Origin of the sequence: Enterococcus sp. DIV0901a (assembly GCF_051711525.1) — a bacterium.
GTDB classification, from domain to species: domain Bacteria; phylum Bacillota; class Bacilli; order Lactobacillales; family Enterococcaceae; genus Enterococcus_B; species Enterococcus_B faecium.
Genome location: NZ_JBIOMW010000001.1, coordinates 1,229,804 through 1,255,777 on the forward strand (window position 1 = coordinate 1,229,804; position 25,974 = coordinate 1,255,777).

Consider the following 25,974-nt stretch of genomic DNA (forward strand, 5'->3'; position numbering starts at 1 on the left):
ATCTCATGCTTAGAATAACAATTGCCAAGTAAAGCCAAACTTGTCAGTCACCCAGCAAACTTCCGTATACTTCTCATAGTTTTTTTCATGCATCATTACAGTTCCGCTATCTTTTAATGTATTAAACGCCTGATCGAATTCTGCCTGATCATCTACTTCAATCAAAATGGTAGATGCCCAGGTGGAGGCAGGTGCAGGGAAATCTTTTGACATATCCAAAAATCCAATTACTTGATTGCCTAATTTAAGTTCGCCTTCAAGTATAAGATCCGGTTCCTCTTTACTGGTATCTCCATACCGATTCAACTTAGTGATTTCGGAGTTAGGAAAAGCTTTGTGATACCAATTGATTGCTTCTTCTGCTTGACCATTATACGTCAAAAACGGCAATATTTGCTTCATCTTTTTCCCTCCAGATTCCTTTTTGTGAGATCGATTGCAAAGCGATTGTAACATAGAATGGGTAAAAAAGACTAAGGAAAGGAACTAAATCGAAATGGTGAATTCTCCTGCATAAGTTTCATGGGATTCTTTAAGTGTTTATGACAAGTTTTTCTTTCATTAATAATCAGTCTAGTATTTATATAAAAACGCGGATAGCAAATATAATAGGGCAATATGTGCCGGATAAAAGATATAGAAGAAATATTTCATTCCTTTTCCTTTTTGTCCGTTATATAACAATATCGGGATGACTGAAAAGATCATTATCCACTGGGTCGTACCCAAGAAGAAGTATATGCCGGCAACGATTGAGATAATAATACATTGAATGCTACGGTGATTTCTTGCTAAATAAAGTAAAGGAATCAAAAGAACCATAAAATTATTTTCTGCTAAAAGCAGTGCAGGTAAAAATGACGTAATCAGCATAAAAACAATTTTGTTTTGAACGATTACTGGACTGGAAAATAACAAGGGAATAAATAGTGAGAGTAAGATTGGTAAAATGAACAAGAAAATACTTGTAAGAATCTTTTTCCAACTTCCAGTATTTTTTCCATCAATGAAAAGATCAATTGCATACATCATGACCGTACCAATAAACAAATCTCTAAAAATATTATTTATCAATACCACTTCATCATAATGAACGATATTACCCAGAAAATAAGTGAAGAAAGCCATAAGAACCATTGAGAAATAAAGTCGCTGCATATATTTCTTTTTATCATGTGTATGTGAGAAGCCTACAACGCTTATAAAAAAGAACAAAGTAGCAACTGGCCTACCAAACCAATCCAGCCAATCGGGAGCACCAAACGGATAAAACATTTGATGAATGTGATCGATAAACATCAACGTAATCCCTAAAATTTTTAGATCAAAGGTAGAAAATCCTTTTTTCAAGCTAACAGTATTCAAATTTTTCCCTCCTAATTAAATAAATGAAACAAGTGACAGTTGTATTATTAATAAAGTTGAGCAAGAATCACAATCGAAAAAGCTAACACTTTTGTCATATGATTTTCTATAATAATTAACGAGATGGAGAAATCATCTTTGAAATATTAGTGAATGGGAGATAAAATAGAGTGTAACTATAATTAAATTATGTAAACCTACAAACTGCAAGTAATTTCTATGCCAATGTATCACGAAACTAGAAGTACTCCAATTTGTCTAAACGTTTATCTATAATAAAAAAGTGCGAAATGCCGCACTCTTTATTTAGTTTTTATGCAAAAAATCAAGTTATAAGATAAAGTAGGTGGGATTTTGTTACTATGAATAACATAATAAGAAAGTAAAGTGGATTGATTTGAGATCTTTTTATACTTCAAAAAAGATAACACCCAACTTTCAAAAATATGTTTTGGAAGTTGGGACAAACGAGTTAATACATTTTAATACATTATTTTTTATTCAAAAAAAATAGCACAATGGCAAAGATCATAAGAGAGATCATAAGCCCCAATGAATGACTAAAAAGAAAAGCAGAATCACATGCCATATCATCCCATATTTCTTCAAGAAAATAAATAAGCGGGAAAAAGGGAAGGAATAGTAGAACATCGATCCAGCACCATTTTTTTCTTCTTTTGAAATAACATAAAACAATAAACATGAACGTGCAGGGAAGTAAAAACAAAGCTTTACTCATAACTAACAAAATACCAGCTCCTTTTATTTTTTTCTCCCCCACATTCAAAGAGTAACAATGGTATGTACTTAATAATAGAAAAATGGATCAACTTGTATGAATAACAGCTGAAAAGATCTGCACCAAATAAAAAACTTCCAGCCAAAACTGACTGGAAGTTTATTTTTTTCTGAAATATTCTAACACAAATATGAAAAAGATGGCCGAAGCTAATAAGCCGATTTCGTAGCAAAACAATGAGATACCAGAGTCGTAATAATAAAATCCTCTAATCTTATGGATAAAATAGATCATCGGACAAGCAGATAAGAGTAAGTATTTGTTAGGCCTTTTGAATAAGTAAAAGAAAGCACTGGTCATTATGATAAATGGTATCCAAAACAAAAGTTTACTTAAGACAATCAAATGATCAACTCCCATATTTTTTACCAAGAGAGATCATAACATCTTTATCATAAAAACAAAATATTTTTTTGCTCATTTTGAAAACGCCGATTGTAAAATTAAGCTAGACAACTAAAAAAGTCATTTGTGCTACACTCAAAATAGTTCCGACCAAAGAATTATAAGGAGTGAGTACAAATGACCTATACCCATCTTACAACGGATGAACTTGTAATAATAGAGTCTTATTTCAAAATTAATCAATCTGTTGCTAAAACTGCCCATTGCTTGAATCGTTCAAGACAAACGATCCATAAAGTATATCTGTTCTTCAAGCAAGGAAAATCAGCCTTAGAATATTATCAACAGTATAAGAAAAACAAATCAAACTGTGGTAGACGTCCGCTTGTTTTACCCGAGGAACAATCAGAATATATTCAAAGAAAGGTTGTTCAAGGATGGACACCCGATGTGATTGTTGGTCGTGCAGCGTTTCCTATTAGTTGTTCTGCTCGTACCATTTATCGTATGTTCAAAAAGGGGCTATTTGATTCTTCTGACTTACCGATGAAAGGCAAGCGTAAACCGAATGGACATCAAGAAAGACGTGGAAAACAAACTTTCCGCCGCTCTATTCATGAACGTGAAAAGGATTATAGCCAATTCTCAAATGAGTTTGGTCACCTTGAAGGTGACACTATCGTAGGTCTGAAACATAAAAGTGCTGTAATTACCTTAGTTGAACGATTATCAAAAGTTATCATCACATTGAAACCGTGTGGTAGACAAGCGATTGATATTGAAAAAAAATTAAATCAATGGTTTGAATCTGTACCGAAAAACCTATTCAAATCCATCACTTTTGATTGTGGAAAGGAATTTTCAAATTGGAAACAGATCAGTAATGTCAATGATATTGCCATTTATTTCGCTGATCCAGGAACGCCGTCTCAAAGAGGCCTAAACGAGAATTCTAACGGATTGTTACGTAGAGATGGTTTATTGAAATCTATGGATTTCAATTCAGTAGATGAATTTTTTATTCAATCTGTCGCATCTAAACGAAATAATATTCCTAGAAAATCACTGGATTATCGAACACCTTTGGAAGTATTTTTGAGTTACGTAAGTATTGATGATCTGTCTAACTTAATTTGACAATTAAGAAAATTTAAACATACTCGTTCTTATCCAAATATATAAAAATCGCCCCTCATTCATCGAGAGGCGATAAGTTCTAATTTAACTCAATTTTTTTTGTTTCTTTTGGCTGATGAGCTGTTTTAGGTAATACCAATTTCAGCACACCGTTTTTAAAGGTTCCAGTGATTTTTTCTTCATCAACATTAGGAAGATAGAATGAACGTTTGTAAGAGACCGAATGTCTTTCTTTCCGTACATAGTTGCCATCTTCTTTATCTTCTGTATGGGACTCATGATTGGCGGAGATCGTCAAAGTATTATCTGAATATTCAACTGTCGTGTCTTCTTTGTCACAGCCAGGCATATCAGCAGTTAGTTTGTATTCTTTTTCATTTTCGACTAAATCTACTTTTGGATAACTTGAAACACCTAAAAAATCATTGAATGCTGGACTAAACACGTCATTGAAATCAGGGAACATGTCGCGAATGCTAGGTACATTTGCCATTTTTGATCATCCTTTCAATAAGTATTTTTTATTTATCCCTATTTACGTAATAACTCTATTTTGAAAAAAATGCAAGTATAATGGTTAGCTTTGTGAATATTTCATCTAATATGATACAAAGGCTATCTTTCTAATTTGAAAAAGGGATCATTAAAATAATAAGAAGAAAATATGTCAAAAGGTAAAAAAGTAAATTCTTCTATCCAAATATAGAAAAATTGAATCTAGAAAACCGCCCGACAATAAATTTCATTAACTCAGTTGACCGAAAATGAAGTAGATACCAAAAATTTATCAAGAGAGCAAGTAGAGAAGTGAGTATATTCATAAGAGAAATAGCTGTAACGAATTATTAGGTTAATGCAAATGCTTATTTATACTCCGTATAACTTTCTCAGAAAAAATGATACCAATAATGACTTGCTAGTACTGTAAATCCGTATAATATCATCTAATCAAAATGGTGTTCCATTTGCATCTGTCATCGTAATCGATCCTTCGGGTGACACTCGATAAAAACCAACGCTTCCAGATCCTCCTTGGGAACGGATTTGTTTGCTGGAAGCTGTGAACAAATAATCTCGATCAATTTTTTGATAAAAGCTAATAACAATATCGTCACTTTGTAATTCGGAACGGTGGGCAATAAGAAATAGAAGTGCTTTGTCAGAGTTTTCTAATGGAAGAGAAGGTACAGTGCTTTCTTGCATTTCAGATGTTGAAGAAATGCTAGACGACTGAATACTTGATTGGCTATGTTGCGAATCTACATTACCAGTAGAAGTATTAGTAATGGAAGTAGTAGAAGTACTTTTAGTTGAACCAACCTCAGTTGTTGAAATGGCTGCTGAAGATTCTTTAACAGAATTCTTTGTTTTATATCCACAGGCAGAAAAAAGTATTACAGTTCCCAACAAGCCTGCGTAAATCCCTTTATGCATGATAGCTCCTCCTAAAATAGATTATCTTTATTCAGTATATCACTTAAACAAAGAAAAGCAGATGGTTTAAAATGAAAAAACCTTCCCAATAAAGGGAAGGTTCATGAAGATAATAACTTTTTTAATAATTATAGCTTTCTAATATCTTTCATCAACTTTTCTAGTAATCATTGGGAAAAATTTCAAGCAGTAGATCGCACAAATACCTACGACGATATAAATGATCTTCGCAAAAATAGTTGTTGAACCACCAGCAATCATAGCTACTAAATCAAGTTCGAACAAGCCTACCAACAGCCAGTTCAACCCTCCCACAATCAATAAAGTTAATGCAATAGCATCTAAAGTTTTCATTAGAATTCTCCTTTCTTAAATGATAAAACAATTATATATCAAAAAGAGAAACATTGCTTATATAACGCTCAGGAATTTTAGCAATCTATGCAAAAAGATGAAAATTTTTTTTGCTCTTCCATTAGTACACATTTTTTAGCTGAAGCTGTAAATTTCATGTCTTAATTTTTTTTAGTGAGCTTTTATACTGGATTTGTAAGAAAAAAGAAGGAGAGGATCACATATGTCGGATTGGTTGGATATTGCAGGAAAAGTAGTAATTGTAACTGGAGGTTCCTCAGGAATTGGAAGAAGTATCGTCGAAAATTTGTTGAAGCAGAATGCACAAGTAGCGAATTTTGATGTAACTGAATGCCGTATACAGCATGAAAACCTACTATCTTTAAAAGTCGATGTGTCTTCTAAAACGGACATAGAAGAAGGGATATATAAAGTAATGAAACATTTCAAGACGATCGATGGTCTAGTCAATAATGCAGGAATAAATATTCCTTCTCTTCTAATAGATAGAAATCATCCAAAAAGCAAGTATGAATTATCAGAACAAGTTTTTGATAAGATGATCGCTGTCAATCAAAAAAGTGTATATTTGATGAGCCAAGCAGTTGGAAGAATCTTGGTGCAAAAGGGATCAGGAGTGATCGTGAATCTTTCTTCTGAATCAGGATTGGAAGGATCAGAAGGACAGAGCTGTTATGCTGCTACAAAAGCAGCGATGAACAGTTTTACTCGTTCTTGGGCAAAAGAGTTAGGAAAGAGGAATGTTCGTGTGGTAGGTGTTGCACCAGGGATACTGGAAGAAACCGGTTTGAGAACACAAGAATATGAAGAAGCTCTTTCTTATACGAGAGGTATAAGCGTCGAACAGCTGAGAAACGGTTACAGTCGAACAAGTACGATCCCTCTAGGAAGGAGTGGTAAGCTGCAAGAAGTGGCGGATCTAGTCTGCTATTATCTTTCAGAAAGATCAAGTTATATCACTGGAGTCACGACTAATATTTCAGGAGGTAAAACAAGAGGATAAAGGATAGGGGGGACGCACGTGACGCTAGTAAACAGATGGTACCAATTATTGAAATTACTAGTCACTCACAAGAAAGTTTCAATCCAGGAAGTGCAAAAAGAAATCAAAACCAGTAATCAAACCATAAAAAAAGATATTGGGGAGTTGAATGAAGAAATTGCCGGTATTGCAAAAATCATCCAAAAAAACAAATATTTTGAACTTGAAATTTATGATTTTGATTTTTTTGATGAGATCATGCAAGGAAAATTGAAAACAGCCAGTGATTTCAATTCGGCATCCAAAAGAATCGCTTATTTACTAAATAGGCTGATCGAAACAGAGGATTTCTTACGTATGGATGATTTGTCTGAAGAAGTCGGTGTCAGCAGAGGAACAGTGGTCAAGGATCTAAAGACATTAAAAGAGATGATCAATGATTTTGATGTAAAGATTACAGGCACACCAAATAAAGGACTAAGAATAATAGGAGATGAGCTAGAATTACGACTACTTTTGTTTTATTTTGTTTCTCCCTACTTTTCAGAGACGAAAACAGAACAGGTTCTAGAAGAAAAACAAGCAATCAAACATTTTCAGAAGAAGACGAATGCTAGTAAACAAGAAATCACCCTTTTGACGAAAGTTATCGGTATTTCTTTGAATAGAATCTCTAGTAACTATCTGTTGAAGAAGCCCATCAATCGTTACAGTGGGTGTTTTGAATATATCCAAGAATTCAATGAACTGATCAATCGGTTGGAAGAAATCTATGAACTAACTTTGAGCCAATATGAAAAAGATTTTATCAGTTTTCCTTTGAACATCATCAACACAAGTATAACGATGATAAGAAAAGCTAACTCTGATTTGCGCTTATATTTCGACCCCATGATGATGCGTATTCGACGATTAGATCTCATTGATCTGGATGAGTCCTTCTTATATCAAGAGATGAAACAGCACCTCTCTTTATTGATAAATCGGGTAATTTTTCGTTATCGATTGACTGATTTATTTTATGGTGAGATAGAAAAAAAGTATCCTTTTTCTTACCAAATCGCTAGCGAATGCATACAAGCATTAGAAGCTATCTTGCAACATAAGATCTCTAAAGTAGAGATCAGCTACCTAACGTTGTATTTGGAGTTAGCATTTCGATATCAAAAAGAGCATTTTTCCTCTAAAAAAGTAGCCATTGTTCATACGACAGGAAAAGGAACAGCATTAATGATCCAAAGACAAATCAAAAGGATATTGGGGAGGGATATACAAATAACACATGTTTCAGAAGAACAATATGAAAAAGTAGATCTAAACAAATATTTCGCTGTTTTTACAACGATTCCGTTAAAAAATGTAAATGAAGAGACACCGGTGATCCATTTGACTAATCTTTTCGATGACTCTTGGTTAAGGGCACAATGGCAAAAAGCAAAAAAAAAGCGATTAGTCGGGTTTCATTCTACTGTTTTTTTCTATCAAATATGGAAAGAAAAAAAGACGTATCAAGAATATTTAAACAAATTAGTCGCTCCTTTGATCAGAGGCTATTATGTGGATGAAGAATTTGAAAAAAGGATCTTGAAAAGAGAATCTCAGCAAAGCACATTTGTTAACAAAGAATTTGCTTTTCCTCACACAACCAACCAGCTATCTCAACACATTGTTTTATCAGTAGGGCTAATAACTGATCAAGGTTTAGCAGAAACAGGAGGAAATGGAGTTATTTTTTTATTTGCCATACCTGAAGAAATGACGGCTGAAGTTGAAAATGAATTATTTGAGCTATACGATATCCTATTTGAACTCATAAAAATGGGAATAGATGAGTTTATTGAATTAGCACCGACACAGGAATCATTTTTAAAACTAATCAAAAGTAAAGGAGAGAGACTTCATGAATGATATGTATCTATTCATAGTTTTCGCAGCTTCAGCTTATGTGCTGCAAGCAGTTATCAGTTGGAAGCAACTAAAGCATTTCAATCAAACATATAGCGAACTGCGAAGAAAAGGAAAAGTAGCGATTGGTAAACGACCTGGGAAAATCCGTTCAGGCACGATTGTTATGCTAGCTATAGACGATCATGATCAAGTTTTAGAAGTCAGAAAAATGCAAGGGGTTACATCTTTGGCAAAATTTCATTCATTACCTGTCTATGCGGGTGAAGATATCCATTACATCGATCGTTACCATCCCTCAGTTCGAGCGGAAGATCGTTTGACACAAGCAGCTTTAGAAAATGCCAGAGAAGTATACTTACGAATAGAGGCAGGAAATGAAAAAAGTGAACAACCTACATTGCCTTTTATTGCTATGCTCAATAATTTTCGGATATGGAAAAGTACGATCAAAGAAAAAAGGAGTGACAAACGATGGATATCATAACAAAATTTGCTGAGGGATTTATGAGGCTGTTCCAAACAGGTGCAGAAACATTCATAAGCTGGATGACAGGAATCGTACCAGTTGTCTTGATGCTGATGGTTGCAATGAATACGCTGATTGCTTTTTTAGGTGAAGACCGAGTAACGAAAGTAGCCAAATTATCAGCGAAAAATCCGCTTACTCGTTACCTTGTGTTACCGTTCTTATCTGCTTTTATGTTGGGAAATCCTATGTCATTTACAATGGCTCGTTTCCTTCCAGAATACTACAAACCAAGCTATTATGCTGCTCAAGCTCAATTTTGTCATACGAGCAATGGTGTATTCCCCCATATTAATCCTGGAGAATTGTTTGTATGGATGGGGATTGCTCAAGGGATCGAAACCTTAGGGCTAAATTCGATGGAGCTGGCTATCCGATACTTGCTTGTGGGACTGCTGATGAACTTTATTGGTGGTTGGATAACTGATTTTACTACTGGATTTGTATGCAGACAGCAAGGAATCGTTCTTAGCAAAAAAGTAGAGCTTTCAGTTGATTAGAGAAAGGAGAGTTTTAAATGTATAGTGATATCAAGATCGTAAAAGGAAACGGCGGGTATGGAGGTCCTTTGATTATTAGGCCGACAAAAGATAAACACAAGTTCATCTATGTCACAGGTGGAGGTGAGAGGCCAATGATCGTAGATAAAATAGAAGAACTGACAGGTATGGAGTCTATCAACGGGTTCAAAACATCAATACCTGATAGTGAAATCGCGCTTGCAATCGTTGACTGTGGAGGGACTCTTAGATGTGGAATTTATCCTAAAAAAGGGATACCAACCATCAATATCGTTCCCACAGGAAAAAGTGGCCCATTAGCACAATATATCACTGAAGATATTTATGTTTCAGCAGTAGGGTTAGAACAAATACAGCCACTAATGGAAACTGATGATAACAAAGAAACAGTAAATACTGCATCTCCAGATAAAAAGTACAAATATGATACTTCTAAAAAGATAACCGAGCAAAAAGCAGAGCAGCAAAACTGGATAGCAAAAATTGGAATGGGCGCGGGAAAAGTAGTTGCTACATTCAATCAATCAGCAAGAGAAGCAGTAGATACGATGATCCGGACAGTGATCCCTTTTATGGCTTTCGTTTCCCTTTTGATTGGTGTGATACAAGGTTCTGGGATCGGTAATGTATTTGCTAACATTATGGCACCTTTAGCAGGAAATGCAGTTGGATTAACAATCATTGGATTTATTTGTTCACTGCCATTTTTATCTCCTTTGCTTGGTCCAGGGGCAGTTATTAGCCAAGTGATTGGAACATTGATCGGTGTAGAGATTGGGAAAGGAAATATTCCTCCCCAATTAGCATTACCGGCACTATTTGCTATCAATACTCAAAATGCATGTGATTTTATTCCAGTCGGTCTAGGTTTGGAAGAAGCAAAAGCTGAGACAGTAGAAGTAGGTGTACCATCAGTTCTTTATTCAAGATTTCTTAACGGCATCCCACGAGTTATCATTGCTTGGGTAGCAAGTTTTGGATTATATAGCTGAGTTTAGGAGGAACAGAGATGACGATCTTTGAAACGGTTGTAACAGATGTTGGTATAGAAGCAGAAGTATTCAGGAAAGAAAAAATAATGATTTTATTTGGAGATGAAGCACCGGAAACATTAACAGATTATTGTTATAAGATTGAATTGAATCAGGTAAGAAAAGAAATAACTTGTGATATGAAGCTCTGTTTTGATAAACAAATGTATGTAATCACAGCAGTAGGAGATGTTGTCCAAACTAATTTGAATGAATTAGGACATATCACGATAAAATTTGATGGATCTCATGAGCCGGAACTTCCAGGAACAATGTATGTAGAAGATAAGGAAATGCCGCATTTAAGAAAGGGGACAATCATTAAAATCGATCAAGAGGATCAGAATGGGGGAAAGCTATATGGAAATCATGCTTGATACAGCAAATACAAAAAGTATTTATTCTTGTCAACAGTTTTTGAATTTAACAGGCGTAACAACAAATCCTACAATTCTGAAAAAAGAAGGAGCGTCAAACTTCTTCTCGCATATGAAAGAAATCAAAAAAATAATCGGACAGATTCCTATCCATATTCAGACAATAGGAAGAACGGAAGAAGAAATGATAGAGGATGCTCGAGTTATCATAGAAGAATTGGGAAAAGATACGTTTATCAAGGTGCCGGTGAATCAAGCAGGCCTTCAAGCGATCAAAAAGTTGAAAAAAGAAGGTTATTTGATTACCGGTACAGCTATTTACACAGAATTACAAGGGTATTTAGCTATTAATAATGGAGCAGATTATATTGCACCTTATTATAACAGGATGCAAAATCAAGGCATTGATGCTATGAAAGTGATTGATTCGTTGCGGACTGAGATCGAACGTACGCAAAGACCAACAAAAATATTAGCAGCTAGTTTCAAAAATTGTGAACAAGTCACTGCAGCGATTCGATCTGGAGCTCATGCGATAACGTTAGGTAAAGAGCTACTAGATCAAGTATTAGAGATGCCCTCGATTGATAAAGCAGTGAGGGGCTTCCAAGAAGATTGGGTGCAAACTTTCCAAGCAGAAACGATTGGTGAACTAAAAAAGGTCGCTGATTACTTCTGAATCAATTTCTCCATAAAATAAACGATAGCCTTCTCGAAAACTCGAGAAGGCTATCTGACGATTCAATATTCATTAATTTAAAGTTTGGGTGACTATTACTAACTATTACTTATTTCTCATTTAAACGATGTATTCCCTAACCTCTAATACATCCTTGTAACTCTGAAGTTACGCCAGTTTTGAATAAATTTCATAAAAACAAATGAAAAGTGTCGCATAAAAATATCTTTCGTGTTTCTCTAGTATAACAGAATAAGAAGAACAAGTCCAGAAGGGATATTTTTAGTCTTTTTTAAAATAACTTTTCAGTCGAGTTTGAGTTTATGATAGTTGTTTTTGAAGCGATACGGCAAGTGAAAAAATAGGGAAGCATGAAAGAATCTACTTAATGGCGCATTGATTCATGTGATAGAAATAAAAAACTTTTTTAAATTATATCCTCATGATTGTAACAAATCCAGTGATTTGTTTTGGTACAAATAAAAAAAGACCCCGATGAAGTTGTGGCAAAAGTGGTTTGCCTCAAAAATAAGAAGGAATTTCCAAAAATCACTTCTCAAATTTTGCCACATCCCCAATTGGGTCAAATTTGTTTATTTGAATATATTTTTTACATAAGGATCTTTAATAGTTACATTGTCTTTTTTCATCACTTTACGGATTGTTTTATCCATGAATTCCGTATCAAGAGTTTTTGCTTCGGTAGCAATTTTTTCTAGCTCAGATTTGTATTTGTCTTTATTAGAACCTTTATCCTGTTTTTTTACCATTTTTACTAGATAATAGCTTTGCTGATAAGTCGTTGGATCTGTTACAGGAATGATATCAGAAACTTCCCCGTTGTTTAATTGAAATGCTGCTTTTTTTACTTCAGTAGGAATCTCTGGATTGGTTGAATCAAAATTCATTTTTCCATCAGTTTCCTTTAATGTTTTATTTTTTCCATAAGCTTGAACAAGCTTGGAGAAATTTTCCCCTTCATTTGCTGCTTTTTTTGCTTTATCTGCTTCTTCTTTAGTCGAAAATAGAATGATCTGTGTACTAACTTCTGGATAGAATTCTTTCCAAGCAGTGTCTAGATCTTTATCTGTTAATTTTACATTGGCTTTCAAACCGTATTGGAAAGCCAGCATCTGTTTAAAGAGTTTCTTATATGTCTCTTCTGTTTGGCCAACTGCTTTTAATTGTTCCTTGTAGTTTGGACCGAGTTTTTTGATTTGTTCATTATATTCTTTTGTAACTTCCTTTGAAGAAATCTCTTTTCCGTATACATCATCAAATGCTTTGAAGACAATCATTTTTTTGGTTCAGTATAAATTCTTGTGTAAACGGCTGTGAGATTTAGGATGCCTTTCGGGATATTTCCATTAATCGCAGAAAGAAGTATTCATCATCTGGATACCCATAACCCTTACGTCTCTCAGTCTTGATCTTATTGTTGATACCCTCAAGTTTGCCAGTTGATATCCCGTATTTGGCGAACGTGTAGATCCCTCTCAAATGGTTATTTAAGAGACGCGCAAACCAAATAAAGTGGCTATTCTCAGTTGCCTTGCAGATGTCTATGATCCCTTCAAGTCTAACGCACATTTCCACCTCGTCATGTGAGTTGTATGCCTGGTCTAGCAAGTCTTTGACGAGGTCTATTGTGAAGAAGAGCTTGTTTTCTTCCAACAGCTCGTCATACCATGCTTCATTACCGCCATAAGCCTTTATTTCTGGTGTATTGAATATTTCACCAGCAGTAGACACTAGCTTGCCTTGACGGGCATCCTCGTCCTTCTGAACTAATGTGGACCTCTTAGACATCAAGATGTAACGTGAGTTCTTAAGCAACTTAGCAGCCTCTGGAGAGCCTTCTTCAGCCAGCCGTCTTTGTTCATCCTTTCTGATCTCTGAAACCACTTTATCGTTGAAATTCTTGATAATGTGGAAGCGATCATAGACGATGTCTAGCTTGGGATAGCGCCCTTTAAAAGCTTCTTCGAAGTCTGAATTCATGTCGCAAGCCACCGCCTCAACTTTTGACATCCACTCATCGCCAACATGATCCATAAACTCGAAAACAACGGCTTTCTTCTTGCCATGGGCTAAGTAGAGAATATACCCTGTTTCCCAGTCTATGATTGCGGTGGCGTACTTATGGCCATCGTGGAGCTTAAACTCATCAATGGCTAAGTATTTTGCCTGCCTTTCAGGTTTTATGAGTGTCTTGCCATCAGTTGTAAATTTAGACAGTAGAAGAGACTTGTGAATTGACTTTACAGTCATCTTGTCCAAGCCAGTAAGCCAAGCCACTGCCTTTAGAGTAAGGCCATAGCTTAACAGTTTCTCAGTGTATTCTTTTAAAGGTTTGGTGATGCGATAACCATCAGCTTTAAAAGGGATAGACTGGCTTCTAGTGTTGAATTGGCAATCAATGTTAAGACAACGAAAACGTGCATAGGACACTCTGATATTGGTGTGTACTCCACCAATAGCGACGTGCTTAAGGGTAGATTCTAAAGACCCATTTTTAACTAGTTTTCTTGAGCAATTAGGACAGAAGGTATCACCACGCTCATCTAGCTTTCCTACAAAGGTTAATCCACCTTCATTTTGAATTGGCTCGCCAACTTGAATAAAGTCGGTAAGACCAGAATTAAAGGATAAGACACCTTTGTTAGGCATAACATCTTGAGTAGTAACTGACAGTTCTGTATAATTCATAGTAAGAAGGGCTCCCCATGTTTTTGTCGTTATTAACATTGTAAGGGACAACCCTTCTTTTTTTGTTATCTAATTTCTATTTACACAAGAATTTATACTGAACCATTTTTTTTAATAGTGTTTGATTATTTGATTTAACTTTTGGGTTATCATAAAAATCCTGAACTGTAAGTGTTCCACCTTTAAACGTTGCAATTGTTTCATTGGACTTGCTACAACCTGAGAATAGTAAAATTGCACATGCTGAAAGGCACATAATTAGTAGTTGTTTTTTCAAAAAATTTCCCATCCTTTCCTTATTAAAAACAGTCTAACAGAAGAATTAGGGAGACAGTCTTTCATTTTCGTAAGGTTGCTGTAGATATTCTTAGTTCGTAAAAATCTATTCTCTCTATGATGGAGAACATTTATATAGTTTTCACGAGACAAGAAAGAAAAGGGTTGTTAAACTTAATATAAAGGAGGGATGAAAGATGATCAGGATTATTCGGTTGATTGGATCTGTTTTAATAGTCTTAGTTGGTTTTGTTTTAGGAATTCTTGTCAATAATGCACTTGCGGATATATTTATTGGAAATAGTGAATGGATTGGAGCAATTGCCGGTACGGTCGGACATTTAGCTGTTTTTTTACTAGCTTTATTTCTTGCTAGTAAGGTCGAAGGAAAAAGAATAGAAGATTACGGTGTTTCTGTTCGAGGAAAAGACTGGGGGTATTTAGCGGGAGGTCTCGTTGTTGGAATTGGAGTGTTTCTGCTTATTACTAGTCCATTATATTTGACGGGGGCGTATCGGTTAGATTCAGGAAACGCAAACATTGTGCCGCTGATAACGAGTTTTATTTTATTTATTGCAGTGGGGGCATCAGAAGAGCTTTTATTCCGTGGCTTTTTTCAGCATCAGATGCTTAGATTTGGTCCGTTAATAGCAATGATTGGATCTGCTGCATTATTTGCTCTTTTGCACGGATTGAATCCTAACATGACATTTCTGGCAGTTTTCAATATCTTTTTAGCAGGTTGCTTTTTCAGCGCACTTATCTACAGTACAGGAAGTTTATTTACGGCTATTGGTGCTCATATTACTTGGAATTGGACACAAGGAGCTATTTTGGGTATACCAGTCAGCGGAACGCAAGAACAAGGTTTTTTCTCCACTCTGATCCAATCGCAAAATACAATAATTACTGGGGGAAACTTTGGGGCTGAAGCATCTATATCGACTACATTATTCTTGTTAGTCTTGATTGTTGGTTTGTTACTCTATGCATATAAAACAAAGCGGATGAAGAAATACACTGCTGTTTATCAATAAAAGATGAAGAAAGCAAGGCTGATATCGGTCTTGCTTTTTTAAGTCTGTCATTGATTAAACGAAAAAGTAAACAAATTCAAGCGAATACACGACATCTTTTGTTAGATTTTCACAACTGACTGTCGTGTTCTCATCATTTTCATTTTATATAATTCCTTTATCAAATAGAAGGTAATTATATGGAGAGTGATAGAAATGAAGAAAACAGCGACCGTATTATTTGTTATTCTTGGGCTGAGTATAATTGCAGCAATGATTGGAATCAGTACGTCTGCAAATGAACGGGCAAATGAGAATCTTTCATTTACTGTGAAAACTGATCGGATTGTTTATGACATGACACAACAAGTCATTACTATTCCAGTCAAACCAAACAAAAGCGTGAATGCTAGTGATGTACATGCTGTTCTAACATATGGTTGGGATGGTAATGGAAGTTCAGAAAAAGTTATTGGGGAAGTTTATTTAAAAGACGTACAATGGACCGCTGGTATTGAGTATACAATAATGATTTCTGCAGAACTATCGATTGATGAGATCAAGAGTAAAGATAAAGTTGATTTGATTGTTTTTTATAATGGACAGATGACGATTACGGAGAATTTGAAACCAAGCAGTTGGACAGTTGTTGGACCGCCAAGCAGTACGGATAGCACAAGTAGTGAAAGCAGTACAGAAAACACGAGCGGTGAAAGCAGTACAGAGAGTACGAGCAGTGAAAGTAGCACAGAAAACACGAGCAGCGAAAGCAGTACGGAGAGTACGAGTAGTGAAAGTAGCACAGGAAGCACGAGCAGCGAAAGCAGTACGGAGAGTACGAGTAGTGAAAGTAGCACAGGAAGCATGAGTAGTGAGAGTAGCACAGGAAGCACGAGCAGCGAAAGCAGTACGGATAGCACAAGCAGTGAGAGCAGCACAGAAAGTACGAGCAGTGAAAGTAGCACAGGAAGCACGAGCAGCGAAAGCAGTACGGAGAGTACGAGTAGTGAAAGTAGCACAGGAAGCATGAGTAGTGAGAGTAGCACAGGAAGCACGAGCAGTGAAAGCAGTACGGATAGCACAAGCAGTGAAAGCAGCACAGAAAGTACGAGCAGTGAAAGTAGCACAGAAAACACGAGCAGTGAGAGTAGCACAGGAAGCACGAGCAGCGAAAGCAGTACAGATAGCACAAGTAGTGAAAGCAGCACAGGAAAAGTAAATAATGAACTTGATTTGGTACCAATCATACCAACTAAGGAACAAAAGAGAAATGCAGGGAGCAACCTAAAAAGTGTGCTAAAACAGCCTGATTTTGTTTCTCGTGGAATTGATCATCAAGAAAAAGCGAAAGAAACAGATAATAGAAAAAGCGATTTACCAGAAACTGGTAGTAGAACCTTGAACAAGCTAAATACATGGATGGGTGTGTTACTCATTTTGATTGTAGGAGCAAGCTATTTTCGTTCTCTCTTCCATCGAGTGAAATAAAGAATAAAAGCAACAGATCTAAAATTGAATAAAAAACGATAGATTTTTGAGTGAATATTTCATTCGAGAGTGCTGTATTGCCTGGCGAAGTTGTAGCTTTGCCAGGTCTATTTTTGTTTACTAACATATTTGAGAAACAGGAAATAACAGGAACACAAATGGAAAATAAGAGCAAGAATAATTGACAATGCACACTGCGCATGGTAGTATCTCTGAAAAATCAGTAACGAATCTATTTGTACGTTATTCATGTAGCTGTCGGAATAAGTCTAAATAATAGATAAAAAGGAGTATGTACTTTGTTTGAAGAATTTATTGATATCAATGAAAGGCAAGTATATCAATTTTTGAACTATTGTTATGAAAGAGACGAGAAATTATATGTGGTGAAGGATATCGCTTTAGATCTAAACTACACCCTGGCTAAGATGAATTCGGTGATTCAACAAGCAGAATCGTTTTGCGAAAGGTATCCAGAATATAAATTATCTTTTCTTTCAGAAAACAAGATGATAAAAGTCGAGTTTTCTTCTCAGTTTTTACTGAGTAAAGTTTATTCTATACTGTTAGAGGGAACGATTGGTTATATTTTACTGGATTCACTTTACAAAGGTACTTATCAATCCTTAGAAAATCTTAGTCAAAAAAATTATATAAGTTTGCGTACGATTCAAAGAAAATTAAGAGAACTTAATACTATTTTGAAAAACTATCATTTATCTTGCAGCTTGAAAAAAGGTAATCCGATAGAAGGAGAAGAATACCGTATCCGATACTTTTTTCACTTGATGTATTGGCAGTCATTCGACGAAAATCATTCTGATATATTATCAAGTATAAAAAATAAACGTCAACTATTAGAAAAATTTGCGAAACATGCGCCATATACGCGTAGTATAGATAGAAAGAAATGGATCAGCCTACTAAGAATTTCGTTGCAACGAATGAAACAAGGCCACCCGATTACGTATGTCCCAGAAGAGATGAACAAATTTGTGCATCCATTGATAACAAAAGAAGAGTTTACGCATTACATACTAGAGCCTTTTTTTGAAGCAAACTTCTGGTCGATGAATCACATCACTCCAACAGAGCAAGCTTACCTTTATTTTATGTTTGGTGTAATGAATACCTATTTGGAAGAAGATTTGTTGGATGCTCCAGATAAAGTACAAGAAAGTTGGGGCTGGATTGAATCGTCTATTGTAGAAAATTTTGAAAAAAACTTCAAGATTTGTTTTACAACTTCAGAAAAAAATTATCTATATGTCAATTTGGCAATGATCCATTTGTATTCAAGGGTTTTTGGGACAAAAAAGAAGGTGGATGCTTTCGGAAAATCAGCAGAAGACAGAGATTTTCAGCATATATTTCCAGTGATGTATCCAATCATGCAACAGTTTTTTGGTGGGGTAGCTCGCAGAATTCCAGAGCTTAATACTTATTATGAAAAGAACAGTCGGTTGATTTTTCAATACTGTATGCTAGTCAGGGACATTTTTATAAAACACGAACAACCTGTCATATTCTATATTCAATCGAAGTACGGTAAAACTCAGGAATTATGGGCAAAGAAAAGGATATTATCTATGACTGAACGCCCAATAAAATATAGTGCATCCGCTGATCAGTTACCTGATATTGTCATTAGCGATTATCCTATCGACAAAAAGGCATATGATCAAACGAATACACAGATATTTTACTGGAATGGACAACCTACAAAAAATGATTGGGCGCGTCTGAAAGCTGAGATCATAAAAATCAGGAATGAGAAAAATAGATCCATATTGGAAAAATTGGATTTCGTTAATTAAGAACAGCAGATTTTTTATGCCAAGATCAAGACATCGCCAAAAGATTGTTTTCTTTAAAATCAACAAGATGACCAGAAAGCAAGAGTTCATTGAGCTCTTGCTTTCTTTTAGTTTTAGGAAGGAACATCCTGATTTTATCTTCGCTAAATCCAGTCAAAAGTTTTGCAGGTTGGTCGTAGATAATCGGTTTTTTCAATAAAGAAGGGGATGTACGAATCTCAAGGTATAGTTCACTCAAACTAAGCTCGTCTATTCTATGAACAAGATTTTTATAACTAATAGAATGAGTAGAGAGCATTTCGGTCACGCCGTTGTTTGTCAATTTTAGTAAGTGGATAAATTCATTTTTGGTTAGTGGTTGACGAATTAAGTTTTGTTCGATAAACGGTATATCATGGACGATAAGCCAACGTTTTGCGCGTCTTGAAGACGAGCAGCCAGAACCTGTATACAATTTAATCATCATACATTCCTCCAATAGCTAAGTATTTATGAAATAATAACATGAAGAAATAGTCGAAAAGTGCCATTTAGAGGTGTAAAATAAGAAAATGTTGTCACGTATAATGGAACTAGCTAGATAAGAAATACTATTAAATCAAGAAAAAAGAAAGAAGGCACAAGTATGTCAAACACAGCCGACGCAATAGTAGTGATCGATTTACAAAAAGGGGTATGTTTTGATTCTTCGCCGATACACGAATTAGAAACAGTGACAGCATTAGTGAATAAAAGAATCAAAACATACGAAACGATTGGGAAACCAGTTATTTTCGTTCAACACGAAGATGATCAATTAGTACCAGGAACAAAACCATGGGAGCTATTGTCGGAATTATCTATTCCTGAGCACAGTTATTTTGTGAGAAAAACCCATGCGAATTCATTTTATAAGACTAATCTGAGTATGTTATTAACTGAATTGGACTGTCATTCGATCGAATTATGTGGGGCACAAACAGAGTATTGTATAGATACGACTGTGAAGTTTGCTCATGGATTAGGATACCAGCTTATGATGTGTAGAGGAGCAACGACAACTTATGATAATCCTTTTATGAAAGCAAAGGAAACAATCGCTTTTTACGAGAAAATTTGGGATAAACGATTTCTGACATTTTTGGAGCAATAAGTTGTTTCTTCGTTTAAAAAAAGCAGAATGGATACTGGTTTATCCATTCTGCTTTATTACGTAAAATGAGAAAATAATCCTGTTCTATTTTTATGGGATAAACCATTTATTTTTTGTATAAAAAATGTTTGCGTTTACATATAATTCTCCTAGAAACATAAAAAGGAGTGAATAGCTTGAGAACAAAACAAGTATTAAAGGGAGCGTTGGTCATTTTATTTGCTGTAAGTACAAGCGTCCCGCAATGGACAGTATATGGAGAGAGCATTTCTTCCGAATCGGAATCTCGGGAGGTAGAAACCACAGAAACTACTGATGCTGGAAATGAAACGAAATCGAGTACTTCACAAACAGAAACAAATACTGAAACAACGGCTGAGACATCTGTTACTAGCACAGATCAAGAAACGACCGCTACCACAGATAACCAACAAACAGAAGAAGCAACAGCTACAAAAATGTCAAACGACGAATCCTCTTCTGCTAAAGTAAGTGACAAAGAGAATGGGACAGAAAATGATGATATCGGTAAAGGTGAAAATTTCAATGGTAAAGAATATTTGAATTACTTCGGTAAACAGATGACAGAAATACTTAATGGACCAACAGAAGACATCAAGTCAAAATTAATAGAGTTATTAGTCACTGAGCTTGCTGTTAATGATTATGGTGTAGATAAAGAGATTATCAAACATCTGATTGCTACTTATCTATTGTACGATATCGCTTTTGCAAAAAACAGTGTGTTGATGTCGATGCTTGGAGGTACAGATGATGGGACAACGCCTACAGAAAACACAGGCTTCTATCCAAATACAAAACAACTTCATCAAACTGTACTAAACAAACAAGATGGCAAAATGATGGATGTATATGCATATTATGTCGATCAAGGTTCAGATAAAACAGTCATGATCCATGGCGGATTTCGAGGGAATTGGAATAACGGGATCGTTACAGAAGAATACAATGATTTTTATAAGGCCGGGTATAATTTATTATTTGTTGATTCCAGAGCGACTGGTAATAGCGGAGGCGATTATGTGACCTATGGACAATATGAGTCAGATGACGTCCTTTACTGGATAAATCAAGAAGTTCGAGAGCGGCCATCTCAAAAGATTTTACTTTATGGTGGTTCGATGGGAGCAGCTACGATGATGTCTGTATTAGCGAAAGATATTCCTGTCAATGTCAAAGGAATTATTGAAAATTGCGGATTTGCATCAATTGATGAACAACTACGTTTTACGTACAGCCAGACAGTAGTCCCCGCACTACCGGATGCCATAAAAAATCAGTTAGACATCATTGGGGATCAAGAGCATGAAGATTTATTTATGGGCCTTTTGAAACAATACTATTTTGATCAGGAGATGCATTTGGATACAAAAGCTGCTCTACCTACGATTGGAATGTCAGATTCATTGCCTAAATTGATTATCCATGGAACAGCAGATGATGTAGTACCTGTGTCTAACGCGCAAAAATTATATGAGTTATCAGGAGGGTATAAAGATCTTTTATTAGTAGAAGGAGCAGGGCATGGAAAGGCACAGGAAGTTGACCATGCTGCCTACACGAAACATGTAACGGACTTTTTGAAAGTAGTGTTCCATGATCAGATAAACGTAAAGTATGTGGATGAAAACAATAAAAGTCTACTCAAAGACCAGGACGAAATCCAGCTTTACGGAGCTTATGGAGAAAATTATATGACAGAGCAAAAGACATTCGAAGGATACGAATTAGCAAATGTTGAAGGACCGACTGAAGGGATTTTTAATGAGACGATACCAACTATTATTTTCTATTACAAAAAAATCCCAGTAGCTCCACCAAAAAAGCAAGATCCGACAGAGAATGCAGACAATAAGGGAAAGAATGAACCTCGAGAGGATCAATCAAGTGATGATACGCAACCGATTCAGATGACAGTGAAAGTACAAAAAAAGACAGATGCAAAAAAAAGAATGTTGCCGAAAACTGGAGAAAAGAAACATTCGCTTCTCATTTATTCAGGTGGATTTTTATCTGTTAGCACGATTATCACATGGATTTGGCGAAGAAAGAGAGGGTAAATGAATGAAATGGTTCAAGCGAATAGTGATTGCAGTACCAGTTATCATCGTAGTTATTTTAGTCACTGTATTTTTGATTAATCAAATCACACCAAAGCCGATTAGCTTGCTTGTTAGAAAACAATTTGACACAAGTGAAAAAGAACAAGTATATGCCCGACCAGATGATTTCCAGCAAAAAATCGAACAAATCGATATAAAAAAAGAAATATCCTATCCTTCAAAGTACAAAAATAATAATATGGATATCTACACACCGAAAGTGGAAAAGAAAAAATTACCGATTCTTTTCTGGATGCATGGAGGCGCATATGTAGGAGGGGATAAAAATGATTGTCGTGATTATTTGGAATATCTATGTTCAGACACGCAGCAAATCATCGTAAATATAGATTATGAACGATCACCGGAAGCAAAACATCCTACACCAGTTATCCAATTGAACGAAGCCATTCAAGCAGCTAAAAAAGAGATAAAAGATCAAGCAGATTGGTCGAATATTTCGATTGGTGGAGATTCGGCAGGTGCACAAATTAGTGGAGAATATTTGTTAGCACTTCAAAATGAAGAAATTAAAAAAGCTGATCATCTTGATCCGACTTTGGAGAACAAGCAGATTACGAAGTTTATTTCTTTGTCTGGTCTGTTGGATCCTTCTGCATTTACTCAAGTAAGTGATAAAATCTCTAGCTTTCTTTATGAAAAATGTGGATGGGCTTACTTTGATAATAAGGACTTTGAACAATCAGAGAAGGTCAAAAGTTTAGCCTTGGTCAGACATGCGGATCGTTGGACGCAAAACACATTCTTAACGGATGGAAATACAAATACGTTTACGAAACAAATGGAAGAAGTAACTTCTGTATTTGAGAAAGCGGGGGTGAAAGTCACAAAAGTAGATTATGCGGAGAAAAATGCTGTTTTGAACCATGAATATCAGTTTGATTTCAGCAATAAACAAGCGCAAGAAACATATCAAAAGTTAGTAATGTTTTTCAAGGAGTAAAGTCTTATGATGCAAAAGAGGTTGTAATCTGTCACTTAGCTCCAAGTCACAAGGAGCAATTTCAATAAACAAGCTTTTCATGGTTTATGAATATTGTAACTTGTGACTGAGGAGTTAGAGATGGCAAGGGGCACCTTTTATTCGAAATTTGGGAATATCACACGATTATTGTCACGATCTCTTTTACGTAAATTTTATAAGTCAGATTTGTTGTTTTGATCGTTTAAAAAAAGCAACAAATCCGAAGCCTGCGGAGGCAAGAAGGGACAAAAAGCCGAGTGGTAAGCAAAAGAATGCTGGTTCCACTAATATTCCGTTGTTATTGATATAAGGCTGGGAACAAAGATGAATAGCAAATAAAATCAATGCACTAGCGAAAAAAAGCAAAGAAATATGGATAGCTTTCATAAGCAGCACCTCCTTTTTTATAATTGTATGATAAATAGATTAAGAATCTATAAATGTGACAAGTTTGTTAGGATGTGAATAAAATGATCATCTAGCGAACTTGAAACAAAGATGGCTAATGATAAGCAATTAATGATTCAGCAATCAGATAGGTACAAAGTTTACCATCATACGTCTAGACCAATAATAGAAAATATGGGAATATAATAGAAAAGATTTAGGATACCCCCAAAAGAATTTCCCCAAAAATTCGATGTATCCTAAACTTTTTTATTTTACATCACAATCATATCAACTGTGAAATAAAATTACAAATGATAACCTAAAATGAGGCCAAAAGCCAGTGTTATCAAGGAAATACTTAATTTACCAAAATTTTTTTTAATTTTTTAGAAAATAAGAAACAAAAATAATAAAAAAAGAAAAGATAAATTTTTTACTACTGTATACTAACTTTGTTATCGCATCTAACAAGTAACTCGAATAATACCAATACAACCTTCTCCAAAGATGCGATGACATACGTTCTAACCCACCGACTATTGATGTTCTGTACCACCCTTGCAGAACCAAAAAAGCCACTACCAAATATTTGGTAGTGGCTTTTTTTGTTTTATGGATTTTTCGCTTTTTCTGTTATGGTGCTATTCTTTGATTTCAGAAATCGTATGTCGAACTTTAGCGATAGAACGACGTGATTCTTTTTCGTTGTAAAACATCAAAATCACATATAGAGAGTCCAAAATGCTTAGTTGAGAAATACGGGAAGCTAAAGCTTCAGATCGGAATTCTGTTTCTTCAGAAATAGAAATAAAAACGACATCGCCAAGTTTAGCAAGGGAAGAATTAGCTTGGCTAGTAATAACGATTGTTTTTGCTCCAGTTTTTCTTACGGTTTCAGCAATATGGATTGTTTCTTTTGATTGCCCTGTGTGAGAAATCAAAACAGCACAGTCTTTTTCCGTCAATAAAGAAGCTTCCATCAATTGAATATGGTAATCCGTGCTGTGAGAAGTTGCGATAGGGGAACGCAAAAATTTATGATAAGCGTCAGTTGCTACAATCTCTGAACCGCCAACACCGAAAAAATAGACACGTTTAGATTCATTGATAATAGTAGCCGCTTTTTTTAGATCTTTTTGTTGTAACAACTTTTTTGTGTCATTTAAAGTTGAAATACTAGACTCGAACACCTTTTGCGCCATAGTGAGCTCAGTATCTGTTTTCTGAATATTTTCGTGGATAGAAATAGCAGATAGATCATTTTCTTGGATCAACATCGCCATTTTGAAATCTTTAAATCCATTATAACCAAGTTTTTTTGTAAATTGAAAAAAAGTAGAGTCAGCAATACCTAGTTCACTTGCTAAATTGCTAATCGGACTATGACTTACTTTGCTTGGATTTTCTAAAATATAATCGGCGATAGCCTGTTCTTTTGGGCTGAAGTCGTTGTACATTGTTTTGATTTGTAGTCTTATGGAGACGCTCATGAGAATTCCTCCTTTTCATAATAAGATTATCATTTTTTCCGTTCTCATTAATGTTAAAGATACAAGGAGAGTAGGAAAAAATCAAACAAAAAATATTTTTGTAAAATCTATTTACAAAAAAATATTTTTTTGTATAATGAGGGTATAAGAAATGGAGGCGCTATCATGGAAATTGGTGTAATTGGTTTGGGAAAAATGGGATTGAATTTAGCTTTAAACTTAAAAGAGCACCATCACAAAGTACAAGGACTCGACATTTCAAGTACAGCTGTTAGTCAGGCAAGAGAAAATGACATTCCTGCTTATCAAGAGATCTCTGAATTTCTAGCTACTTTTGAGCAGAAAAAAATCATCTGGTTAATGCTTCCTGCTGGAGAGATAACCGAAAACATGTTAAGAAAACTTTTTCCAAAACTCGGACCAGGAGACATTATTATTGAAGGCGGAAACTCTTATTATAAAGATTCAATCCGTCGAGCAGAAGAGTTTCAGAAAAATGAAATCGGTTACTTGGATTGTGGGACTTCTGGAGGAATCGAAGGAGCACGACATCAAGCCTGCTTAATGATTGGAGGAGATAAAGAAACTTTTCTATCCGTGGAACAATTATTCAAAGATGTAGCAATTGAAAGAGGATATCTGTATGCTGGTGCATCCGGAAGCGGACACTTCTTGAAAATGATCCATAATGGAATCGAATATGGAATGATGCAAGCAATCGGTGAAGGATTCCAACTTGTACAAAAAAGTGAGTATGCTTTTGACTTGGAACAAGTCGCACGTGTTTGGAATCATGGTTCGGTGATTCGCGGCTGGCTGATGGAAATCATGGAAGATCAGTTAAACGAACATCCCAATTTAAGTAATTATCGGGGAATCGTTTCTGCATCAGGTGAAGCAAAATGGACGGTTGAAACAGCGCTAGAAATGGCTGTTCCAGTTCCAGTAATTGCAACTAGTTTGTTCATGAGGAATCTTTCACAGGAAGAAGATAGTTTTTCAGCAAAAGTAGTTTCAGCACTAAGAAATGGGTTTGGCGGACATGAAATAGTTGAAAAGGGTGAGTAAA

General features: G+C 35.4%; 26 protein-coding genes and 3 pseudogenes. 16 read left to right on the plus strand and 13 right to left on the minus strand.

All coding sequences use genetic code 11. The annotated features are described in order from the left end of the window. Positions 1-9 precede the first annotated feature (9 nt). The 4 genes from IGL70_RS05825 to IGL70_RS05840 form a co-directional block, all read right to left on the minus strand. The gene (locus tag IGL70_RS05825) at positions 10-402 is read right to left on the minus strand and encodes a VOC family protein (RefSeq protein ID WP_002323082.1); all 393 of its coding nucleotides are present in this window, start codon (positions 400-402) and stop codon (positions 10-12) included. Between the two features lie 171 nt (positions 403-573). Continuing rightward, positions 574-1,365, minus strand: a complete 792-nt coding sequence (locus IGL70_RS05830; protein ID WP_081156661.1) for a TraX family protein — start codon at positions 1,363-1,365, stop codon at positions 574-576. A gap of 490 nt (positions 1,366-1,855) precedes the next feature. Continuing rightward, positions 1,856-2,146 carry a hypothetical protein gene (locus IGL70_RS05835; protein ID WP_025480068.1) on the minus strand — a complete coding sequence of 97 codons (291 nt, stop codon included), beginning with the start codon at positions 2,144-2,146 and terminating at the stop codon, positions 1,856-1,858. A 117-nt stretch (positions 2,147-2,263) separates the two neighbouring features. Beyond that, on the minus strand, positions 2,264-2,524 hold the full coding sequence (locus IGL70_RS05840) for a hypothetical protein (protein WP_002322258.1): 261 nt from the start codon (positions 2,522-2,524) through the stop codon (positions 2,264-2,266). A 162-nt stretch (positions 2,525-2,686) separates the two neighbouring features. On the opposite strand from IGL70_RS05840, the gene IGL70_RS05845 reads away from it, so the two are divergent. Further along, positions 2,687-3,646 (plus strand): IS30 family transposase, encoded by a 960-nt coding sequence (locus tag IGL70_RS05845; protein WP_002336308.1) that lies wholly within the window; start codon positions 2,687-2,689, stop codon positions 3,644-3,646. A 79-nt stretch (positions 3,647-3,725) separates the two neighbouring features. On the opposite strand, the gene IGL70_RS05850 is transcribed toward IGL70_RS05845, so the two are convergent. From IGL70_RS05850 to IGL70_RS05860, 3 genes are all read right to left on the minus strand, one after another. Further along, positions 3,726-4,139 (minus strand): Hsp20/alpha crystallin family protein, encoded by a 414-nt coding sequence (locus IGL70_RS05850; RefSeq protein WP_002299276.1) that lies wholly within the window; start codon positions 4,137-4,139, stop codon positions 3,726-3,728. Positions 4,140-4,594: 455 nt separating this feature from the next. After that, on the minus strand, positions 4,595-5,080 hold the full coding sequence (locus IGL70_RS05855) for a hypothetical protein (protein ID WP_002324037.1): 486 nt from the start codon (positions 5,078-5,080) through the stop codon (positions 4,595-4,597). A gap of 138 nt (positions 5,081-5,218) precedes the next feature. After that, positions 5,219-5,434: a DUF378 domain-containing protein gene (locus IGL70_RS05860; protein ID WP_002289418.1), complete on the minus strand. Its 216-nt coding sequence runs from the start codon at positions 5,432-5,434 to the stop codon at positions 5,219-5,221. Positions 5,435-5,657: 223 nt separating this feature from the next. Between IGL70_RS05860 and IGL70_RS05865 the strand changes: the two genes are divergently transcribed. The 7 genes from IGL70_RS05865 to IGL70_RS05895 are packed head-to-tail and all read left to right on the plus strand — an operon-like array spanning position 5,658 to position 11,479. Beyond that, positions 5,658-6,458, plus strand: a complete 801-nt coding sequence (locus tag IGL70_RS05865; protein WP_002289420.1) for an SDR family oxidoreductase — start codon at positions 5,658-5,660, stop codon at positions 6,456-6,458. A gap of 18 nt (positions 6,459-6,476) precedes the next feature. Beyond that, entirely contained in the window at positions 6,477-8,345 is a 1,869-nt protein-coding gene (locus IGL70_RS05870) for a BglG family transcription antiterminator (RefSeq protein WP_081156662.1), read from the plus strand. Next, positions 8,338-8,829: a transcriptional regulator GutM gene (locus tag IGL70_RS05875; protein ID WP_002299268.1), complete on the plus strand. Its 492-nt coding sequence runs from the start codon at positions 8,338-8,340 to the stop codon at positions 8,827-8,829. Before IGL70_RS05870 ends, IGL70_RS05875 begins: the two co-directional genes overlap by 8 nt. Next, on the plus strand, positions 8,817-9,371 hold the full coding sequence (srlA, locus tag IGL70_RS05880) for a PTS glucitol/sorbitol transporter subunit IIC (RefSeq protein ID WP_002289423.1): 555 nt from the start codon (positions 8,817-8,819) through the stop codon (positions 9,369-9,371). Before IGL70_RS05875 ends, srlA begins: the two co-directional genes overlap by 13 nt. A gap of 17 nt (positions 9,372-9,388) precedes the next feature. After that, complete coding sequence (gene srlE, locus IGL70_RS05885; RefSeq protein WP_002331718.1) at positions 9,389-10,384, plus strand: PTS glucitol/sorbitol transporter subunit IIB; 996 nt, start codon at positions 9,389-9,391, stop codon at positions 10,382-10,384. 17 nt (positions 10,385-10,401) lie between these two features. Beyond that, positions 10,402-10,800: a PTS glucitol/sorbitol transporter subunit IIA gene (locus tag IGL70_RS05890; protein WP_002296624.1), complete on the plus strand. Its 399-nt coding sequence runs from the start codon at positions 10,402-10,404 to the stop codon at positions 10,798-10,800. Beyond that, positions 10,784-11,479 carry a fructose-6-phosphate aldolase gene (locus IGL70_RS05895; RefSeq protein ID WP_058140390.1) on the plus strand — a complete coding sequence of 232 codons (696 nt, stop codon included), beginning with the start codon at positions 10,784-10,786 and terminating at the stop codon, positions 11,477-11,479. Before IGL70_RS05890 ends, IGL70_RS05895 begins: the two co-directional genes overlap by 17 nt. A gap of 593 nt (positions 11,480-12,072) precedes the next feature. On the opposite strand, the pseudogene IGL70_RS05900 reads toward IGL70_RS05895, so the two are convergent. From IGL70_RS05900 to IGL70_RS05910, 3 genes and pseudogenes are all read right to left on the minus strand, one after another. Next, positions 12,073-12,783 (minus strand): annotated as a pseudogene (locus IGL70_RS05900) (peptidyl-prolyl cis-trans isomerase); the annotation flags it as partial. Positions 12,784-12,820: 37 nt separating this feature from the next. Then, positions 12,821-14,188 (minus strand): ISL3 family transposase, encoded by a 1,368-nt coding sequence (locus IGL70_RS05905; protein WP_043921381.1) that lies wholly within the window; start codon positions 14,186-14,188, stop codon positions 12,821-12,823. Positions 14,189-14,279: 91 nt separating this feature from the next. Then, a pseudogene (locus IGL70_RS05910) lies at positions 14,280-14,477 on the minus strand (rotamase); the annotation flags it as partial. Positions 14,478-14,661: 184 nt separating this feature from the next. On the opposite strand from IGL70_RS05910, the gene IGL70_RS05915 reads away from it, so the two are divergent. The 4 genes and pseudogenes from IGL70_RS05915 to IGL70_RS05930 all read left to right on the plus strand — a co-directional run bounded on the left by IGL70_RS05915 (position 14,662) and on the right by IGL70_RS05930 (position 18,785). Continuing rightward, positions 14,662-15,501, plus strand: coding sequence for a CPBP family intramembrane glutamic endopeptidase (locus tag IGL70_RS05915; protein ID WP_010727724.1), 840 nt, complete (start codon positions 14,662-14,664; stop codon positions 15,499-15,501). Between the two features lie 195 nt (positions 15,502-15,696). Next, positions 15,697-16,968: a cell wall anchor protein gene (locus IGL70_RS05920; protein ID WP_104873882.1), complete on the plus strand. Its 1,272-nt coding sequence runs from the start codon at positions 15,697-15,699 to the stop codon at positions 16,966-16,968. A 509-nt stretch (positions 16,969-17,477) separates the two neighbouring features. Beyond that, positions 17,478-17,702 (plus strand): annotated as a pseudogene (locus IGL70_RS05925) (helix-turn-helix domain-containing protein); the annotation flags it as partial. Between the two features lie 54 nt (positions 17,703-17,756). Next, positions 17,757-18,785 carry a hypothetical protein gene (locus IGL70_RS05930; RefSeq protein ID WP_308732884.1) on the plus strand — a complete coding sequence of 343 codons (1,029 nt, stop codon included), beginning with the start codon at positions 17,757-17,759 and terminating at the stop codon, positions 18,783-18,785. 25 nt (positions 18,786-18,810) lie between these two features. Here the strand turns inward: IGL70_RS05930 and IGL70_RS05935 are convergent, their stop codons facing one another. Then, the gene (locus tag IGL70_RS05935) at positions 18,811-19,251 is read right to left on the minus strand and encodes a Spx/MgsR family RNA polymerase-binding regulatory protein (protein ID WP_086300056.1); all 441 of its coding nucleotides are present in this window, start codon (positions 19,249-19,251) and stop codon (positions 18,811-18,813) included. A gap of 159 nt (positions 19,252-19,410) precedes the next feature. On the opposite strand from IGL70_RS05935, the gene IGL70_RS05940 reads away from it, so the two are divergent. The 3 genes from IGL70_RS05940 (at position 19,411) to IGL70_RS05950 (ending at position 23,004) form a co-directional block, all read left to right on the plus strand. Next, positions 19,411-19,917 carry a cysteine hydrolase family protein gene (locus IGL70_RS05940; protein ID WP_086300057.1) on the plus strand — a complete coding sequence of 169 codons (507 nt, stop codon included), beginning with the start codon at positions 19,411-19,413 and terminating at the stop codon, positions 19,915-19,917. A gap of 167 nt (positions 19,918-20,084) precedes the next feature. Beyond that, the gene (locus tag IGL70_RS05945) at positions 20,085-21,998 is read left to right on the plus strand and encodes an alpha/beta fold hydrolase (RefSeq protein WP_104873883.1); all 1,914 of its coding nucleotides are present in this window, start codon (positions 20,085-20,087) and stop codon (positions 21,996-21,998) included. Between the two features lie 4 nt (positions 21,999-22,002). Beyond that, the gene (locus tag IGL70_RS05950; protein ID WP_010728342.1) at positions 22,003-23,004 is read left to right on the plus strand and encodes an alpha/beta hydrolase; all 1,002 of its coding nucleotides are present in this window, start codon (positions 22,003-22,005) and stop codon (positions 23,002-23,004) included. Positions 23,005-23,205: 201 nt separating this feature from the next. Here the strand turns inward: IGL70_RS05950 and IGL70_RS05955 are convergent, their stop codons facing one another. Next, on the minus strand, positions 23,206-23,412 hold the full coding sequence (locus IGL70_RS05955; RefSeq protein WP_002296638.1) for a DUF3955 domain-containing protein: 207 nt from the start codon (positions 23,410-23,412) through the stop codon (positions 23,206-23,208). 644 nt (positions 23,413-24,056) lie between these two features. After that, positions 24,057-24,905: a MurR/RpiR family transcriptional regulator gene (locus tag IGL70_RS05960; protein WP_002296639.1), complete on the minus strand. Its 849-nt coding sequence runs from the start codon at positions 24,903-24,905 to the stop codon at positions 24,057-24,059. A 165-nt stretch (positions 24,906-25,070) separates the two neighbouring features. On the opposite strand from IGL70_RS05960, the gene gnd reads away from it, so the two are divergent. Then, on the plus strand, positions 25,071-25,973 hold the full coding sequence (gnd, locus tag IGL70_RS05965; RefSeq protein ID WP_002296640.1) for a phosphogluconate dehydrogenase (NAD(+)-dependent, decarboxylating): 903 nt from the start codon (positions 25,071-25,073) through the stop codon (positions 25,971-25,973). Position 25,974 lies beyond the last annotated feature (1 nt).

Excerpts from the sequence above, each read along its gene's own strand:
- IGL70_RS05825 (WP_002323082.1), bottom strand. The coding sequence starts at position 402 with ATGAAGCAAATATTGCCGTTTTTGACGTATAATGGTCAAGCAGAAGAA.
- IGL70_RS05840 (WP_002322258.1), bottom strand. The coding sequence starts at position 2,524 with ATGGGAGTTGATCATTTGATTGTCTTAAGTAAACTTTTGTTTTGGATA.
- IGL70_RS05845 (WP_002336308.1), top strand. The coding sequence starts at position 2,687 with ATGACCTATACCCATCTTACAACGGATGAACTTGTAATAATAGAGTCT.
- IGL70_RS05850 (WP_002299276.1), bottom strand. The coding sequence starts at position 4,139 with ATGGCAAATGTACCTAGCATTCGCGACATGTTCCCTGATTTCAATGAC.
- IGL70_RS05855 (WP_002324037.1), bottom strand. The coding sequence starts at position 5,080 with ATGCATAAAGGGATTTACGCAGGCTTGTTGGGAACTGTAATACTTTTT.
- IGL70_RS05860 (WP_002289418.1), bottom strand. The coding sequence starts at position 5,434 with ATGAAAACTTTAGATGCTATTGCATTAACTTTATTGATTGTGGGAGGG.
- IGL70_RS05865 (WP_002289420.1), top strand. The coding sequence starts at position 5,658 with ATGTCGGATTGGTTGGATATTGCAGGAAAAGTAGTAATTGTAACTGGA.
- IGL70_RS05875 (WP_002299268.1), top strand. The coding sequence starts at position 8,338 with ATGAATGATATGTATCTATTCATAGTTTTCGCAGCTTCAGCTTATGTG.
- srlA (WP_002289423.1), top strand. The coding sequence starts at position 8,817 with ATGGATATCATAACAAAATTTGCTGAGGGATTTATGAGGCTGTTCCAA.
- srlE (WP_002331718.1), top strand. The coding sequence starts at position 9,389 with ATGTATAGTGATATCAAGATCGTAAAAGGAAACGGCGGGTATGGAGGT.
- IGL70_RS05890 (WP_002296624.1), top strand. The coding sequence starts at position 10,402 with ATGACGATCTTTGAAACGGTTGTAACAGATGTTGGTATAGAAGCAGAA.
- IGL70_RS05895 (WP_058140390.1), top strand. The coding sequence starts at position 10,784 with ATGGAAATCATGCTTGATACAGCAAATACAAAAAGTATTTATTCTTGT.
- IGL70_RS05905 (WP_043921381.1), bottom strand. The coding sequence starts at position 14,188 with ATGAATTATACAGAACTGTCAGTTACTACTCAAGATGTTATGCCTAAC.
- IGL70_RS05915 (WP_010727724.1), top strand. The coding sequence starts at position 14,662 with ATGATCAGGATTATTCGGTTGATTGGATCTGTTTTAATAGTCTTAGTT.
- IGL70_RS05920 (WP_104873882.1), top strand. The coding sequence starts at position 15,697 with ATGAAGAAAACAGCGACCGTATTATTTGTTATTCTTGGGCTGAGTATA.
- IGL70_RS05930 (WP_308732884.1), top strand. The coding sequence starts at position 17,757 with ATGTATTGGCAGTCATTCGACGAAAATCATTCTGATATATTATCAAGT.
- IGL70_RS05935 (WP_086300056.1), bottom strand. The coding sequence starts at position 19,251 with ATGATGATTAAATTGTATACAGGTTCTGGCTGCTCGTCTTCAAGACGC.
- IGL70_RS05940 (WP_086300057.1), top strand. The coding sequence starts at position 19,411 with ATGTCAAACACAGCCGACGCAATAGTAGTGATCGATTTACAAAAAGGG.
- IGL70_RS05950 (WP_010728342.1), top strand. The coding sequence starts at position 22,003 with ATGAAATGGTTCAAGCGAATAGTGATTGCAGTACCAGTTATCATCGTA.
- IGL70_RS05955 (WP_002296638.1), bottom strand. The coding sequence starts at position 23,412 with ATGAAAGCTATCCATATTTCTTTGCTTTTTTTCGCTAGTGCATTGATT.
- IGL70_RS05960 (WP_002296639.1), bottom strand. The coding sequence starts at position 24,905 with ATGAGCGTCTCCATAAGACTACAAATCAAAACAATGTACAACGACTTC.
- gnd (WP_002296640.1), top strand. The coding sequence starts at position 25,071 with ATGGAAATTGGTGTAATTGGTTTGGGAAAAATGGGATTGAATTTAGCT.